Consider the following 16,969-nt stretch of genomic DNA (forward strand, 5'->3'; position numbering starts at 1 on the left):
CTGCTGGAGCTGGTCGAGATGGAAGTTCGCGAGCTGCTGTCGAAGTACGACTTCCCGGGCGACGACACGCCGATCATCAAGGGTTCGGCGCTGAAGGCGCTGGAAGGTGATCAGAGCGAGATCGGCGTGCCGGCGATCATTGCGCTGGTGGACGCGCTGGACAGCTATATCCCGCAGCCGGAGCGCGACATCGACAAGCCGTTCCTGATGCCGGTGGAAGACGTGTTCTCGATCTCGGGCCGCGGCACCGTGGTGACCGGTCGCGTGGAGCGCGGCATCATCAAGGTGGGCGAGGAAATCGAGGTCGTGGGCATCCGCGACACGCAGAAGACCACCGTGACCGGCGTGGAAATGTTCCGCAAGCTGCTGGACCAGGGTCAGGCGGGCGACAACGTGGGTCTGCTGCTGCGCGGCCTGAAGCGTGACGACGTGGAGCGCGGCCAGGTGCTGGCCAAGCCCGGTTCGATCACCCCGCACACGGACTTCGAGGCCGAGGTGTACGTGCTGTCGAAGGACGAGGGCGGTCGCCACACCCCGTTCTTCAAGGGCTACCGCCCGCAGTTCTACTTCCGCACGACGGACGTGACCGGTGCCGTGACCCTGCCGGAAGGCGTGGAGATGGTGATGCCGGGCGACAACGTGAAGATGGTGGTGAGCCTGATCCACCCGATCGCGATGGACGAAGGCCTGCGCTTCGCGATCCGCGAAGGCGGCCGCACCGTCGGCGCCGGCGTGGTGGCCAAGGTCATCAAGTAAGCAGTAAAGTGGCAAGTCGCCCGCTGGGCTGACTGCCGGGTGGGAAGGTGAGGGCGGCCATGCCGACCCTCTCCTTTCAGGCGCGAAAGGCGCCGCCCTGCAGTTGGCAAAGCGTGCGGCTTTGCTCGTTTTTGAACTTCAGTACGCCAGTAGCTCAATTGGCAGAGCAGCGGTCTCCAAAACCGCAGGTTGGGGGTTCGAGTCCCTCCTGGCGTGCCATCTTTGCGAGGAGCGATGGCGGATAGCGCGGGATCGGTCGCCATGACGGTCGTCGCCGCATCCGTCGGGTGCGCATGAATACCAAGGCAGAACAATCCCGGGGCACGAGCGCCGGAGACATTGGCAAGTTGGTGCTGGCCGGGCTGGTGCTCGTCGCCGGCATCGTTGCGTACTCCTGGTATGACAATGACGGCAGCGTGCCGCAGTCGGTACTCGTGCTTGGCGTCATCGCGGCGATCGTTGCCGCCCTGGCCATTGCCGCGTTCACCGCGCCGGGCCGCCGCGTCAAGGGTTTCGTGGCCGAGTCGCAGTTCGAGTTGCGCAAGGTCGTGTGGCCTACGCGCGACGAGACGGTCAAGACCACGGCGGTCATCATCCTGGTGGTCGTCGTGCTGTCGCTCCTGTTGGGTCTGATTGACCTGATCCTTAAGTCGGTCGTGCTCGACTGGCTGCTCAAGCTGGGTTCGTGAGGTGTGGGCATGAGCAAGCGTTGGTATGTGGTGCACGCCTATTCGGGCTTCGAGAATCAGGTGAAACGGGCGCTCGACGAGCGCATCAAGCGCGCCGGCATGGAGGAGAAGTTCGGCGAAGTGCTGGTGCCGACCGAAGAGGTCATCGAGATGCGCGCCGGCCAGAAGCGCCGCAGCGAGCGCAAGTTCTTTCCCGGTTACGTGCTCGTGCAGATCGAGACCAACACCGAGGGCAAAGGGCCGCGCATCGATGACGAATGCTGGCATCTGGTGAAGGAAACCCCGAAGGTGATGGGTTTCATCGGCGGTACCGCCGACAAGCCGCTGCCGATCCGCGACAGCGAGGCAGACGCCATCCTCAGCCGTGTCCGTGAGGGCGTGGAGAAGCCGCGTCCCAAGGTGTTGTTCGAGCCGGGCGAGATGGTCCGCGTCACCGAGGGTCCGTTCAACGACTTCAACGGGGTCGTCGAAGAGGTCAACTACGAAAAGAGCCGCCTGCGCGTGGCCGTGCTGATTTTCGGTCGTTCGACGCCGGTAGAGCTCGAATTCGGGCAGGTGGAAAAGGCCTGATCGGCCTGGCGCATTCGCTGCCGCGGATGCGTCGCCTTCCTCTCGGGGCACTTCTGGCTGGCTTATGGCGCCTTGTTGGCGCGTCGCTTGCTTAAAACGTGATCAATCTCTAAACTACGCGGTTCACGCCGGGGCTTTCCAGTCCCTGCGCGTCCGCGTTTTCAGATGCCCGCCGGACAGCGGGTATTCCATCGTCAAGGAACGACATGCTGCGAGGAGCCGCAAGGCGCCTGCACTCGCGAGGAAAATCCCATGGCAAAGAAAGTTACTGGCTACATCAAGCTTCAGGTCAAGGCCGGTCAGGCCAATCCGTCGCCGCCCGTCGGTCCCGCGCTCGGTCAGCGCGGCCTGAACATCATGGAATTCTGCAAGGCGTTCAACGCCGCCACGCAGAAGATGGAGCAGGGTGCTCCAGTGCCGGTGGTCATCACCGCGTACTCGGATCGCAGCTTCACCTTCGTGATGAAGACCTCCCCCGCCACCTACTGGCTGAAGAAGCTCACCAACACGCCGAAGGGTTCGCCCAAGCCGAACACCGACAAGGTGGGTAAGGTGACCCGCGCCCAGTTGGAAGAGATCGCCAAGCAGAAGGATGCCGATCTGACGGCAGCCGATCTGGATGCGGCGGTTCGTACGATCGCCGGTAGTGCCCGTTCCATGGGCCTGGTAGTGGAGGGCTAAGACATGGCAAAGCTGACGAAGCGTATGAAGGCGGCCCAGGCCGCGGTGCAGCCGGGCAAGGTGTATGCCCTGGACGACGCATTGAAGATCATCAAGGACAACGCCAAGGCGAAGTTCGCCGAGTCGGTCGACGTGGCCGTGCGCCTCGGGATCGACGCGAAGAAGTCCGACCAGGGCGTGCGCGGCTCCTCGCTGCTGCCGCACGGCACCGGCAAGACCGTCAAGGTCGCCGTGTTCGTGCCGGCTGGTGAGAAGGCCGAGGCTGCCAAGGCCGCCGGTGCCGACGCGGTCGGCATGGATGACCTGGCCGAGCGCATGCAGGCGGGCGACCTCGACTTCGGTCGCGTCATCGCCACGCCGGACGCGATGCGCGTGGTCGGCAAGCTGGGCCAGCTGCTCGGCCCGCGCGGCCTGATGCCGAACCCGAAGGACGGCTCGGTCACCGCCGACGTCGCCACCGCGGTGAAGAACGCCAAGGCCGGCCAGGTCAAGTTCCGCAACGACAAGGCGGGCATCATCCACGCCACCATCGGCAAGGCCAGCTTCGAGGCGTCCCAGCTCGCGGACAACCTCAACATGCTGATCGCCGACCTGCTGAAGGCGAAGCCGTCCTCGGCCAAGGGCCAGTACCTGCAGAAGGTCGCCCTGTCGAGCACGATGGGCGTGGGCGTGCCGGTCGACACCTCGTCGCTGACCATCGCGGCGAAGTAAGCAAGTTCAAGTCCTGTCGGCCTTCGGGCCGGGCAGGCAGTTTTTGAAGGTAGCCCCGGTCTTGGCCGGGGCCGCCGTCAAAGACCGCAGGCGCGTTCGGCGCGTGACGACGACGGGCAGGGAGCTCGTGCTGGCAGGGAATCGCCGTCGTCGCAAGCGGGGCCGCTTAATCGAAGTCCCTCGGGAGTTCGGCCTGCGCAGATGGTGCTGCCCCTTCTGGAATCGTTTTCTGGAAAGGCCACCACCCGGGACCCATCGGGTCCCCGACGTCACGGATGGCGTCGCCCAGGACCGCAAGCGGCAGGAGCCGTGAGCGGAGTTCATTTGGAGGAGTGCAATGGCTCTCAATCTGTCCCAGAAGCAAGAAGTAGTCGCCGAGCTGGCAGAAGTCGCCGCCAAGGCCCACTCCTTGGTTGCAGCCGAGTACGCAGGCACCACGGTCGCGCAGATGACTGCGATGCGCCGCAAGGCTCGCGAAACCGGCGTTTTCTTGAAAGTTGTCAAGAACACGCTGGCGTCGCGCGCCGTGGTCGGCACCGACTTCGAGGTCGTCAAGGACGTCCTCACCGGTCCGCTGCTGTATGCGTTCTCGACTGAGGAACCCGGTGCTGCCGGGCGCCTGATCAAGGAATTCGCCAAGGGCAACGACAAGCTGAAGGCGAAGGTCGTTTCCGTGGAAGGCAAGCTGTACCCGGCCGAGCACGTCGAAGTGCTGGCCTCGCTGCCGACCCTGGAGCAGGCACTGGGCATGCTCGCCCGCGTGCTGGCCGAGCCGGCTTCGATGTTCGCCCGCGTCGTCAAGGCCGTGGCGGACCAGCAGGGTGGTGGCGATGCCGCCGCCGCGCCCGCCGACGCCGAAACCGCCGCTTAAGCTCGACGCCTTTTCAAACCGATTTTATTTCCAGAGGTAATTCAAAATGTCCCTGACCAACGAACAGATCGTTGAAGCCGTCGCCGCCAAGTCGCTGATGGAAGTGATGGACCTGGTGAAGGCCATCGAAGAGAAGTTTGGCGTCACCGCCGCTGCCCCGGTCATGATGGCCGCCGGCCCGGCTGCTGCCGGCCCGGCTGCTGAAGAGCAGACCGAGTTCGACGTGATCCTGAAGAGCGCTGGCGACAAGAAGGTCGACGTGATCAAGGCGGTCCGCGCCATCACCGGCCTGGGCCTGAAGGAAGCGAAGGACCTCACCGAGGCGGGTGGTGTGGTGAAGGAAGCGGCATCGAAGGATGACGCTGCCAAGTTCAAGAAGGATCTGGAAGCTGCCGGCGCCACGGTCGAACTGAAGTAATTGGCGCTCTTGCGCGCCATCAGTCTGATCTAGCGTCACGCAAGCCTGGGGGCGAAAGCCCCCGGGCTTCGCCTGTTGCAAGGCCTGTTGCAGTTCGACGGCCGGTTTCACCGCTGTACCGCGTCATCCGGGAAGGCAGTAATGAGAGGCCGCGGGCCGACCTCTGACTCCTGTCTTTTTGATGTCCCGTCGGGCCCGCACGGCCAGCCGGAGCGTCACCGCTTTTCATCATTCAGCCGGTGTGTGCACCACCGGCGCCACTGCGAACCGAGGCGTCACCGACCATGACCTACTCGTTTACCGAGAAGAAGCGCATCCGCAAGGATTTCGGCAAGCGTCCGCCCGTGCTGGGCGTGCCCAACCTGCTGACGATCCAGACCGACTCCTACCGTGAGTTCCTGCAGGAGCATGTTGCGCCCAAGCAGCGCGAGGAGAAGGGTCTGCATGCGGCCCTCAAGTCGGTGTTTCCGATCACCAGCTACTCCGGCAATGCGGCGCTGGAGTACGTGGATTACCGCCTGGGCGAGCCGGCGTTCGACGAGCGCGAGTGCCGCAACCGCGGCATGACGTTCGGCGCGCCGCTGCGCGTGACCGTGCGCCTGGTCATCTACGACAAGGACAGCCCGGCGTCGAAGAAGGCCGTCAAGTACGTCAAGGAGCAGGAGGTCTACATGGGCGAGATCCCGCTCATGACCGACACCGGCACCTTCATCATCAACGGCACCGAGCGCGTCATCGTCTCGCAGCTGCATCGTTCGCCGGGCGTGTTCTTCGATCACGACCGCGGCAAGACGCACAGCTCGGGCAAGCTGCTGTTCTCGGCGCGCGTGATTCCTTACCGCGGCTCCTGGCTGGACTTCGAGTTCGACCCGAAGGACGCCTTGTTCACCCGCATCGACCGTCGCCGCAAGTTGCCGGTCACGGTGCTGCTGCGCGCGCTGGGCTACACCAACGAGGAGATGCTGGGCATCTTCTTCGAGCACAACGTGTTCCACCTCGGCAAGAAGGGCGGCACCACGTTGGAGCTCGTCGCCGAGCGACTGCGCGGCGAAACCCTGACCTTCGACCTGATGGTCGGCGACAAGGTGCTGGTGGAAGCCGGCAAGCGCATCACCGCGCGCCACGTGCGCCAGCTGGCGGCCGAGAACATCACCGCGCTGGAAGTGCCGGACGACTACCCGGTCGGCCGCATCCTGGCGATCGACGTGGTGGATCCGAAGACCGGCGAGCTGCTGGCTTCGGCCAACGACGAGATCACCGCCGAGCAGCTGGAGGCCTTCCGCAAGGCCGGTATCGAGACGCTGCCGACGCTGTACGTGAATGACCTCGACCGCGGCGCCTACATCTCGCACACCCTGCGCATCGACAACACCAAGACGCCGCTCGAGGCGCTGGTGGAGATCTACCGCATGATGCGTCCGGGCGAGCCGCCGACCAAGGACGCCGCGCAGAACCTGTTCTTCAACTTGTTCTTCACCTTCGATCGCTACGACCTGTCGGGCGTCGGCCGGATGAAGTTCAACCGTCGCGTGGGTCGCCAGGACATCCTCGGCCCGGGCGTGCTGTACGACCACAAGTACTTCGCCGAGCGCAAGGAAGAGGCGTCGCAGGAGCTGGTCAAGTCGCTGGGCGAGTCGTCCGACATCCTTGACGTGCTCAAGGTGCTGATCGACATCAAGAACGGTCACGGCACCGTCGACGACATCGACCACCTGGGCAACCGCCGCGTGCGTTCGGTCGGCGAGATGGCGGAGAACACCTTCCGCATCGGCCTGGTGCGCGTCGAGCGCGCCGTGCGCGAGCGCCTGAGCCTGGCCGAGTCGGATGGCCTGACCCCGCAGGACCTGATCAACGCCAAGCCGGTCGCGGCGGCGGTGAAGGAGTTCTTTGGTTCGTCGCAGCTGTCGCAGTTCATGGATCAGAACAACCCGCTGTCCGAGGTGACCCACAAGCGCCGCGTGTCGGCGCTTGGACCGGGCGGCCTGACCCGCGAGCGCGCCGGCTTCGAGGTGCGCGACGTGCATCCGACCCACTACGGCCGCGTCTGCACCATCGAAACGCCGGAAGGCCCGAACATCGGCCTGATCAACTCGCTGGCCGTGTACGCGCGCACCAACTCGTACGGCTTCCTCGAGACGCCGTACCGCAAGGTCGAGGGCGGCAAGGTCACCGACAAGGTCGATTACCTCTCGGCGATCGAGGAAGGCGACCACGTGATCGCCCAGGCGAACTCGCCGCTGGACAAGCACGGCGCGTTCATCGAGGACTTCGTGTCCTGCCGTTTCCGCGGCGAATCCGAGCTGCGTCCGGCGTCCGAGGTCGATTACATGGACGTCTCGCCGATGCAGACCGTGTCGGTCGCGGCGGCGCTGGTGCCGTTCCTCGAGCACGATGACGCGAACCGCGCATTGATGGGTGCCAACATGCAGCGCCAGGCCGTGCCGACGCTGCGTTCGCAGACTCCGCTGGTGGGCACCGGCATCGAGCGCGCCGTGGCGCGCGACTCCGGCGTCATCGTCACCGCCAAGCGCGGCGGCGAGATCGAGCAGGTCGACGCGGCGCGCATCGTGGTGCGCGTGAACGAGGAAGAAGTCGGCGACAACGACGCCGGCGTCGACATCTACACGCTGACCAAGTACACCCGCTCCAACCAGAACACCAACCTCAACCAGCGCCCGCTGGTGAATGTGGGTGACGTGGTGGCCAAGGGCGACACGCTGGCCGACGGTTCGTCGACCGACCTGGGCGAGCTCGCGCTCGGCCAGAACATGCTGATCGCCTTCATGCCGTGGAACGGCTACAACTTCGAAGACTCGATCCTGCTCTCCGAGCGTGTCGTGCAGGAAGACCGCTACACCTCGATCCACATCGAGGAGCTGTCGTGCATCGCGCGTGACACCAAGCTGGGCGCCGAGGAAATCACCGCCGACATCCCGAACGTGGGCGAGCAGGCGCTGGCGCGTCTGGACGAGTCCGGCATCGTGTACATCGGCGCGGAAGTGAAGGCCGGCGACATCATGGTCGGCAAGGTCACGCCGAAGGGCGAGAGCCAGCTCACGCCGGAAGAGAAGCTGCTGCGCGCGATCTTCGGCGAGAAGGCGTCCGACGTGAAGGACAGCTCGCTGCGCGTGCCGCCGGGCATGGACGGCACCGTCATCGACGTGCAGGTGTTCACCCGCGACGGCATCGAGAAGGACAAGCGCGCCAAGCAGATCGAGGAAATGGAGATCAAGCGGATCCGCAAGGACCTTGACGACCAGTTCCGCATCCTCGAGGGCGCCATCTACAACCGCATGCGCACCCAGCTCGTCGGCAAGTCCGCGATGAGCGGTCCGGGCGGCCTCAAGCGCGGCACCGAGATCACCGACGCCTACCTGGACGGCCTGAAGAAGGACGACTGGTTCAAGATCAACGTGAAGGACGAGGACGTCACCGAGTTCCTCGAGCGCGCCGCCGACCAGATCAAGCGCCACAAGGAAGAGTTCGACAAGCGCTTCAAGGAGAAGCAGGGCAAGATCACCCAGGGTGATGACCTTGCTCCGGGCGTGCTGAAGATGGTCAAGGTGTTCCTGGCCGTGAAGCGCCGCATCCAGCCGGGCGACAAGATGGCTGGTCGCCACGGCAACAAGGGTGTGGTGTCGAATGTGGTGCCGGTGGAAGACATGCCATACATGGCGGACGGCACCTCGGTCGACATCTGCCTGAACCCGCTGGGCGTGCCCTCGCGCATGAACATCGGCCAGATTCTGGAAGTCCATCTGGGCTGGGCCGCCAAGGGCCTGGGCAAGAAGATCCAGAAGATGCTCGAAGCGCGCGAGAAGGTGGCGAAGATCCGCGAGTTCCTCGACCAGATCTACAACCACCACGTCTCCGGTGCCGTGCAGCACGTCGACCTGAAGTCGCTCACCGATCAGGAAATCCTGACTCTGGCGACCAATCTGCAGGAAGGCGTGCCGATGGCGACGCCGGTGTTCGACGGCGCCGAGGAGTCCGAGATCAAGGCGATGCTGAAGCTGGCGGATCTGCCCGAGTCGGGCCAGACCACGCTGTTCGACGGCCGCACCGGCGAGGCGTTCGATCGTCCGGTCACCGTGGGCTACATGCACTACCTGAAGCTCAACCACCTGGTCGACGACAAGATGCACGCACGCTCCACCGGTCCGTACTCGCTCGTCACCCAGCAGCCGCTGGGCGGCAAGGCGCAGTTCGGCGGCCAGCGCTTCGGTGAGATGGAAGTCTGGGCGCTGGAAGCCTACGGCGCGGCTTACACCCTGCAGGAAATGCTGACGGTGAAGTCCGATGACGTGCAGGGCCGCAACCAGATGTACAAGAACATCGTCGACGGCAACCACGAGATGACGGCGGGCATGCCGGAGTCCTTCAACGTGCTTGTGAAGGAAATCCGTTCGCTCGGTATCGACATCGACCTGGAAGAGATCAAGTAACCGACGGGTTACAGGAGCTTATGCAATGAAAGATTTGCTCAATCTGTTCAATCAGCAGCGCGCGACGCCGGATTTCGACGCGATCAAGATCGCGCTGGCTTCGCCGGAGCTGATCCGCTCGTGGTCCTTCGGTGAAGTGAAGAAGCCCGAGACGATCAACTACCGCACCTTCAAGCCCGAGCGTGACGGCCTGTTCTGCGCCGCCATCTTCGGTCCGGTGAAGGATTACGAGTGCCTGTGCGGCAAGTACAAGCGCATGAAGCACCGCGGCGTGGTCTGCGAGAAGTGCGGCACCGAGGTCACCCTGGCCAAGGTCCGTCGCGAGCGCATGGGCCACATCGAGCTGGCCAGCCCGACGGCGCACATCTGGTTCCTCAAGTCGCTGCCGTCGCGCATCGGCCTGATGCTGGACATGACCCTGCGCGACATCGAGCGCATCCTGTACTTCGAGGCCTTCGTGGTGATCGATCCGGGCCTGACTGCGCTTGAGCGCGGCCAGCTGCTCAGCGAGGACCAGTACCTCGAAGCGGTCGAGGAGCACGGTGACGAGTTCGACGCCCGCATGGGAGCCGAGGCCGTCTACGAGCTGCTGAAGTCGCTCGACCTGCCGGGCGAAGTCATCCGCCTGAAGGAAGAGATCGCCTCGACCAACTCCGAGACCAAGCTCAAGCGCCTGACCAAGCGCGTCAAGCTGATCGAGGCGTTCCTCGAGTCCGGCAACAAGCCGGAGTGGATGGTGCTGACCGTGCTGCCGGTGCTGCCGCCGGACCTGCGTCCGCTGGTGCCGTTGGACGGTGGCCGCTTCGCCACCTCCGACCTGAATGACCTGTACCGCCGCGTCATCAACCGCAACAACCGCCTCAAGCGCCTGCTCGAGCTCAATGCGCCGGACATCATCGTGCGCAACGAGAAGCGCATGCTGCAGGAGTCGGTCGATGCGCTGCTCGACAACGGCCGCCGCGGCCGTGCCATCACCGGCACCAACAAGCGCGCGCTGAAGTCGCTGGCCGACATGATCAAGGGCAAGCAGGGCCGGTTCCGCCAGAACCTGCTCGGCAAGCGCGTGGACTACTCCGGTCGTTCGGTGATCGTGGTCGGTCCGACGCTGCGCCTGCACCAGTGCGGTCTGCCCAAGAAGATGGCGCTGGAGTTGTTCAAGCCCTTCATCTTCGCCAAGCTGCAGGCACGCGGCGAAGCGACCACCATCAAGGCCGCCAAGAAGCTCGTCGAGCGCGAGGAAGGCCAGGTGTGGGACATCCTCGAGGACGTGATCCGCGAGCATCCGGTGCTGCTGAACCGCGCGCCGACCCTGCACCGCCTGGGCATCCAGGCGTTCGAGCCGGTGCTGATCGAGGGCAAGGCGATCCAGCTGCATCCGCTGGTCTGTACCGCGTTCAACGCCGACTTCGACGGCGACCAGATGGCCGTGCACGTGCCGCTGTCGATCGAGGCGCAGCTGGAAGCGCGCGCCCTGATGATGTCGTCGAACAACATCCTGTCGCCCGCCAACGGCGAGCCGATCATCGTGCCGACCCAGGACGTGGTGTTGGGCCTGTACTACATGACCCGCGAGCTGGTGAACGTGAAGGGTTCGGGCATGGTGTTCTCCGGGCTGGGCGAAGTGCGCCGCGCCTACGAGAACCGTGCGGTCGAGCTGCACGCCAAGGTCAAGGTGCGCCTGAAGCAGGTGCACGTGGACGACGAGGGCGCGCGCACCACCACAACCTCGCTGGTCGAGACCACCGTAGGCCGCTCGCTGCTGGCTGAGATCCTGCCGGAAGGCCTGCCGTTCGCGCTGGCCAACACCGAGCTGACCAAGAAGGCCATCTCGCGCCTGATCAACTCCAGCTACCGCCTGCTGGGCTTGAAGGAAACCGTGGTGTTCGCGGACAAGCTGATGTACACCGGCTTCCGCTTCGCGACCCGCGCCGGCATCTCCATCGGCATCGATGACATGATCATCCCGGCCGAGAAGAAGCCGATCCTGGAAGAGGCCGAGAAGGAAGTGGTCGAGATCCAGGAGCAGTACCAGTCGGGCCTGGTGACCGCCGGTGAGCGCTACAACAAGGTGGTCGACATCTGGTCGCGCACCAACGAACTGGTCGCCAAGGCGATGATCGACGGCATCGGCACCGAGAAGGTGAAGGATGCCGACGGCAAGATGGTCAATCAGAAGTCGATGAACTCGCTGTACATCATGGCCGACTCCGGCGCCCGTGGTTCGGTGGCGCAGATTCGCCAGTTGGCCGGCATGCGCGGCCTGATGGCACGTCCGGACGGCTCGATCATCGAGACCCCGATCAAGGCCAACTTCCGCGAAGGCCTGAACGTGCTGCAGTACTTCAACTCCACCCATGGCGCCCGCAAGGGCCTGGCGGATACGGCGCTGAAGACCGCGAACTCCGGTTACCTGACCCGTCGACTGGTCGACGTGGCGCAGGACGTGGTGATCACCTCGACCGATTGCGGCACCGAGGAAGGCGTGATCATGCAGCCGATCGTGGAGGGCGGCGACGTGGTCGAGCCGTTGCGCGATCGCGTGCTGGGTCGCGTGGTGGTCGAGGACGTCTACGCCCCTGGCGATGACGACGAGGCCATCGTCACCCGCGATACCCTGCTGGACGAGGCCCTGGTCGAGAAGCTCGACAAGGCTGGCGTGCAGTCGATCAAGGTGCGTTCGCCGATCACCTGCGAAGCCAGCCACGGCGTCTGCGCCCTGTGCTACGGCCGCGATCTGGCGCGTGGTCACCTTGTCAACATGGGTGAGGCGGTCGGCGTGGTCGCAGCGCAGTCGATCGGTGAGCCGGGTACCCAGCTGACCATGCGTACCTTCCATATCGGTGGTGCCGCGTCGCGTGCGGCCGCCGTGGACAACGTTTCGGTGAAGACCACCGGCACGCTGAAGTTCAACAACCTCAAGACCGTGCAGCACAATCAGGGTCACCTGGTGGCGGTGTCGCGCTCCGGCGAAGTGTCGGTGATCGACGCCAACGGCCGAGAGCGCGAGCGCTACAAGGTGCCTTACGGCGCGACCATCGCGGTCAAGGACGGCGCGGCGGTGAAGGCCGGCCAGACCGTGGCCAACTGGGATCCGCATACCCACCCGATCGTGTCGGAAGTGGCCGGTACCGTGCGCTTCATCGATTTCATCGATGGCGTCACCGTGCAGAGCCAGACCGACGAACTGACCGGCCTGGAGTCGGCGGTGGTGACCGATCCGAAGCGCCGCGGTACGCAGGCGAAGGATCTGCGCCCGATCGTGCGCCTGGAAGACAGCAAGGGCCGCGAGCTCAAGCTGCCGGGCACCGACATTGCTGCGCAGTACTTCCTGCCGGCCGGTGCGATCGTGTCGATCCAGAACGGTGCGGAAGTGGGCGTGGGCGACGTGGTGGCACGTATCCCGCAGGAAACCTCCAAGACCCGCGACATCACCGGTGGTCTGCCCCGAGTCGCCGACCTGTTCGAGGCGCGCAAGCCGAAGGAGCCGGCGATCCTGGCCGAGCGTTCGGGCATCGTCAGCTTCGGCAAGGACACCAAGGGCAAGCAGCGCCTGATCATCAAGGACGTGGACGGCAACGAGCACGAGGAGCTGATTCCCAAGTGGCGTCAGGTCATCGTGTTCGAGGGCGAGCACGTGGAGAAGGGCGAGACCATCGTCGACGGCGAGCCGAGCCCGCACGACATCCTGCGCCTGCTGGGCGTGGAGCCGCTGGCCTCGTACCTGGTCAAGGAGATCCAGGACGTCTATCGCCTGCAGGGCGTGAAGATCAACGACAAGCACATTGAAGCGATCATTCGCCAGATGCTGCGCAAGGTCGAGATCACCGAGCCGGGCGACAGCCACTACCTGCGCGGCGAGCAGGTGGAGCGCGTGCGCATCAACGAGGAAAACGATCGTGCGGTCGCCCGTGGCGAGCGTCCGGCCGAGTACGAATCGGTGCTGCTGGGCATCACCAAGGCGTCGCTGGCGACCGAGTCGTTCATCTCGGCCGCATCGTTCCAGGAGACCACCCGCGTCCTCACCGAGGCGGCGGTCCGTGGCACCCGCGACACCTTGCGTGGCCTGAAGGAAAATGTTATTGTCGGCCGTCTGATTCCGGCAGGTACGGGTCTGGCGTACCACGCGCAGCGTCGTCGCCAAGGCGGTCTCACCGCCTCGGAGCTGGAAACCCTTTCCGGTTCGACCCACTCCTTCGCAGAAGCGCCGGTCAGTGACGGTGGTGTCGAGTAAGTCCCTCGCGGGCTTCACTCGTTGACATACGAAATGAGGCGCACGGAGGCGCCTCGTGTTCGGGTCATGGATGCGCGGTGTCCGTTTGCCCTGTGCAGATGGCCCATGTTAAATTTCCGCTTCTTGGCAGGCCGAACGTATCGGTCTGCCTTTATGTTTCTCAGGAACAGTTCCGCATGACGACAGTCAATCAGTTGGTGCGCAAATCCCGCAGCCCGAAGAGCTACAAGAGCGCTTCGCCGGCCCTGCAGAGCAGCCCGCAGCGCCGTGGCGTCTGCACGCGCGTGTACACGACCACCCCGAAGAAGCCGAACTCGGCGTTGCGCAAGGTCGCCAAGGTGCGCCTGACCAACGGCTACGAGGTCATCAGCTACATCGGTGGCGAAGGCCACAACCTGCAGGAGCACTCGGTGGTGCTCATCCGCGGCGGCCGCGTCAAGGACCTCCCGGGCGTCCGTTACCACACCGTGCGCGGCAGCCTCGACTGCGCCGGCGTGACCAAGCGCCGCCAGTCGCGCTCCAAGTACGGCGCCAAGCGCCCGAAGAAATAAGAGTCAAGGACACCCAACATGTCGCGTAAAGGTTCACATCCCGCCCGTCTGGTCCTGCCGGATCCCAAGCACGGCAGCCAGCTGATTGCCCGCTTCATCAACATGGTGATGAAGAGCGGCAAGAAGTCCGTCGCCGAGAGCATCGTGTACGGCGCGCTCACCCAGCTGGGCGAAAAGAATCCGGAGCCGGTGGCTCTGGTCGAGAAGGCACTGAACAACATCGCTCCGGCGGTCGAGGTGAAGTCCCGCCGCGTGGGCGGTGCCACCTATCAGGTGCCGGTCGAAGTCCGTCCCGGTCGCCGCATGGCGCTGGCCATGCGCTGGGCGATCGACGCGGCGCGCAAGCGCGGCGAGACCTCGATGCCGCGCAAGCTGGCTGCCGAGCTGCTGGAAGCTTCCGAGAATCGCGGTGGCGCGATCAAGAAGCGCGAAGAAACGCACCGCATGGCGGAAGCCAACAAGGCGTTCTCGCACTACCGCTGGTAAGTGTGACTAGCAAGGCAGTGGGCGGGCCCAAGGCTCGTCCACTGCCTTCTCGCATTTCAGAGGTCAGCATCGTGGCACGCACGACCCCGATCGAGCGCTATCGCAACTTCGGCATCATGGCCCACATCGATGCTGGAAAGACCACGACCACCGAGCGAATCCTGTTCTACACCGGGGTGAGCCGCAAGATCGGTGAAGTGCACGATGGCGCGGCCACGATGGACTGGATGGAGCAGGAGCAGGAGCGGGGGATCACCATTACCTCCGCGGCGACCACGGCCTTCTGGAAGGGCATGGATCGCTCGCTGCCCGAGCATCGCTTCAACATCATCGATACCCCCGGTCACGTCGACTTCACCATCGAGGTGGAGCGCTCCTTGCGCGTGCTCGATGGTGCGGTGTTTGTCTTGTGTGCCGTTGGCGGCGTGCAGTCGCAGTCCGAGACGGTCTGGCGACAGGCCAACAAGTACTCCGTGCCGCGCCTGGCCTTCATCAACAAGATGGATCGGGCGGGCGCAGATTTCGACAAGGTCGTCGCGCAACTCAAGCTGCGTCTTGGCGCCAACCCGGTGCCGATGCAGGTGCCGATTGGTGCCGAAGACGATTTCGAGGGCGTCGTCGACCTCATCAAGATGAAGGCGATCTACTGGGACGATGAATCCCAGGGCATGAAGTTCGAATACCGGGACATTCCCGAGGACTTGCTGGAGTCCGCGCGCCGCGCGCGCAGCTTCATGATCGAGTCGGCGGCCGAGACCTCCGATGCGCTTATGGACAAGTACCTCGAGCAGGGTGACCTGAGCGAGGAGGAAGTGTTGGCCGGGCTGCGCGCAGGAGCGCTCGCCAGTTCCCTGATTCCGGTGTTCTGCGGCTCGGCCTTCAGGAACAAGGGCGTGCAGGCGCTGCTCGACGCGGTGATCCGGTTCCTGCCGTCGCCGGCCGATCGCCCGCCCGTGAAGGGCCTCGACGAGCGTGATCGCGAAGACTCGCGCACGGCCGCCGATGACCAGCCTTTCGCAGCGCTGGCCTTCAAGATCATGATCGATCCGACGGTCGGGGCGCTGACGTTTTTCCGCGTGTATTCCGGCACGCTCAATTCCGGCGACGCCGTGTACAACCCGGTGAGAGGGCGCAAGGAGCGGATTGGACGCATCATGCAGATGCACGCCAACGAGCGCGACGAGATCCGCGAGGTCCGCGCCGGAGACATCGCCGCGGCGATCGGACTCAAGGACGTGACCACCGGCGACACGCTCTGCGCCAGCGATCACGTGATCACGCTCGAGCGAATGAGCTTCCCCGAACCGGTCATCGCCATGGCGGTGGAGCCGAAGACGGCGGCCGACCAGGAGCGGATGGGCGTCGCGCTCGGTCGCCTGGCGGCGGAGGATCCGTCTTTCCGGGTGCGCATCGACGAGGAGTCCGGGCAGACCATCATCGCCGGCATGGGGGAGTTGCACCTGGATATCCTGGTTGACCGCATGCGCCGCGAATTCCAGGTCGAGGCGAACGTTGGTAAGCCCCGGGTCGCCTACCGAGAAACGATTCGCAAGGCGGTTCGGCAGGAAGGCCGGTTCGTGCGTCAGTCCGGCGGCAAGGGCCAGTTCGGTCACGTGATCATCGAGATTCTTCCGCAGGAGCGTGGCAGGGGGTTCGAATTCCAGAATGCGCTGGTCGGCGGGGCGATTCCCAAGGAATACATCCCCTCGATCGAGAAGGGCATCCAGGAAGCGATGACTGTCGGGCCCCTGGCCGGGTTTCCGGTGGTCGATGTCAGGGTTCGGCTGATCGACGGCTCGTACCACGAGGTCGACTCCTCCGAGATGGCTTTCCGCATCGCCGGGTCGCTGGCATTCAAGGAGGGCTTCGCCAAAGCCGGCCCGGCCCTACTGGAGCCGGTGATGCGCGTCGAGGTGGTCACGCCCGAGGAGCATATGGGTGACGTGATGGGCGACCTCAGCCGGCGTCGCGGTATGCTGCGGGGTTCCGGCGACGCCACGTCCGGCAAGGTGATCGATGCACTCGTGCCACTGGGCGAGATGTTCGGGTACGCCACCAGCCTGCGATCGCAGACCCAGGGGCGGGCCACCTACACGATGGAATTCGATCACTACGCCGAGGTGCCGGCGTCGATTGCCGAGCAAGTCACCAAAAGGGCCTGACAGGGCCAACTTTCGTTATAATTACGGTTCTTTTTTTCAGAGGTTAGAGTCATGGCAAAGGGTAAATTCGAGCGCACCAAGCCGCACGTCAACGTGGGCACGATCGGTCACGTGGACCACGGCAAGACGACGCTGACGGCGGCGCTGACGAAGATCGGCGCAGAGCGCTTCGGTGGCGAATTCAAGGCGTATGACGCGATCGACGCGGCGCCGGAAGAGAAGGCGCGTGGCATCACGATCTCGACCGCGCACGTCGAGTACGAATCGCCGAACCGCCACTACGCGCACGTGGACTGCCCGGGCCACGCCGACTACGTGAAGAACATGATCACGGGTGCGGCGCAGATGGACGGCGCGATCCTGGTGTGCTCGGCCGCCGACGGCCCGATGCCGCAGAC

Annotated in this window: 13 protein-coding genes and 1 tRNA gene; all 14 read left to right on the forward strand. The window is 64.6% G+C overall.

What is annotated here, in order from left to right:
• The coding region (locus ISP17_RS19295; RefSeq protein WP_404636136.1) for an elongation factor Tu at positions 1-756 on the forward strand (756 nt) is incomplete at its 5' end.
• Between the two features lie 143 nt (positions 757-899).
• Positions 900-975, forward strand: a tRNA-Trp gene (locus ISP17_RS19300).
• A 74-nt stretch (positions 976-1,049) separates the two neighbouring features.
• The gene (secE, locus tag ISP17_RS19305; RefSeq protein ID WP_404636138.1) at positions 1,050-1,445 is read left to right on the forward strand and encodes a preprotein translocase subunit SecE; all 396 of its coding nucleotides are present in this window, start codon (positions 1,050-1,052) and stop codon (positions 1,443-1,445) included.
• Positions 1,446-1,454: 9 nt separating this feature from the next.
• A complete protein-coding gene (gene nusG / locus ISP17_RS19310) occupies positions 1,455-2,015 on the forward strand; it encodes a transcription termination/antitermination protein NusG (protein WP_404636140.1) in 561 nt (186 codons plus the stop codon).
• A gap of 252 nt (positions 2,016-2,267) precedes the next feature.
• Positions 2,268-2,696 carry a 50S ribosomal protein L11 gene (gene rplK, locus ISP17_RS19315; RefSeq protein ID WP_404636142.1) on the forward strand — a complete coding sequence of 143 codons (429 nt, stop codon included), beginning with the start codon at positions 2,268-2,270 and terminating at the stop codon, positions 2,694-2,696.
• A gap of 3 nt (positions 2,697-2,699) precedes the next feature.
• Complete coding sequence (rplA, locus tag ISP17_RS19320; RefSeq protein WP_404636144.1) at positions 2,700-3,407, forward strand: 50S ribosomal protein L1; 708 nt, start codon at positions 2,700-2,702, stop codon at positions 3,405-3,407.
• A 337-nt stretch (positions 3,408-3,744) separates the two neighbouring features.
• A complete protein-coding gene (gene rplJ, locus ISP17_RS19325; RefSeq protein WP_404636146.1) occupies positions 3,745-4,278 on the forward strand; it encodes a 50S ribosomal protein L10 in 534 nt (177 codons plus the stop codon).
• A gap of 46 nt (positions 4,279-4,324) precedes the next feature.
• Positions 4,325-4,696, forward strand: coding sequence for a 50S ribosomal protein L7/L12 (gene rplL, locus ISP17_RS19330; RefSeq protein WP_267171463.1), 372 nt, complete (start codon positions 4,325-4,327; stop codon positions 4,694-4,696).
• Between the two features lie 284 nt (positions 4,697-4,980).
• The gene (rpoB, locus tag ISP17_RS19335) at positions 4,981-9,141 is read left to right on the forward strand and encodes a DNA-directed RNA polymerase subunit beta (protein WP_404636147.1); all 4,161 of its coding nucleotides are present in this window, start codon (positions 4,981-4,983) and stop codon (positions 9,139-9,141) included.
• Positions 9,142-9,166: 25 nt separating this feature from the next.
• Positions 9,167-13,372, forward strand: coding sequence for a DNA-directed RNA polymerase subunit beta' (gene rpoC / locus ISP17_RS19340; protein ID WP_404636149.1), 4,206 nt, complete (start codon positions 9,167-9,169; stop codon positions 13,370-13,372).
• 176 nt (positions 13,373-13,548) lie between these two features.
• Entirely contained in the window at positions 13,549-13,923 is a 375-nt protein-coding gene (rpsL, locus tag ISP17_RS19345; RefSeq protein WP_404636151.1) for a 30S ribosomal protein S12, read from the forward strand.
• A gap of 18 nt (positions 13,924-13,941) precedes the next feature.
• Positions 13,942-14,409, forward strand: coding sequence for a 30S ribosomal protein S7 (gene rpsG / locus ISP17_RS19350; RefSeq protein WP_404636153.1), 468 nt, complete (start codon positions 13,942-13,944; stop codon positions 14,407-14,409).
• 71 nt (positions 14,410-14,480) lie between these two features.
• Complete coding sequence (gene fusA, locus ISP17_RS19355; protein ID WP_404636155.1) at positions 14,481-16,571, forward strand: elongation factor G; 2,091 nt, start codon at positions 14,481-14,483, stop codon at positions 16,569-16,571.
• A gap of 51 nt (positions 16,572-16,622) precedes the next feature.
• Positions 16,623-16,969, forward strand: a 347-nt coding sequence (locus tag ISP17_RS19360; RefSeq protein ID WP_404636157.1) for a GTP-binding protein, incomplete at its 3' end; no start/stop codon positions are given.

Source organism: Dyella ginsengisoli, assembly GCF_044904665.1.
In the GTDB taxonomy this organism is placed as follows: domain Bacteria; phylum Pseudomonadota; class Gammaproteobacteria; order Xanthomonadales; family Rhodanobacteraceae; genus Dyella_A; species Dyella_A ginsengisoli.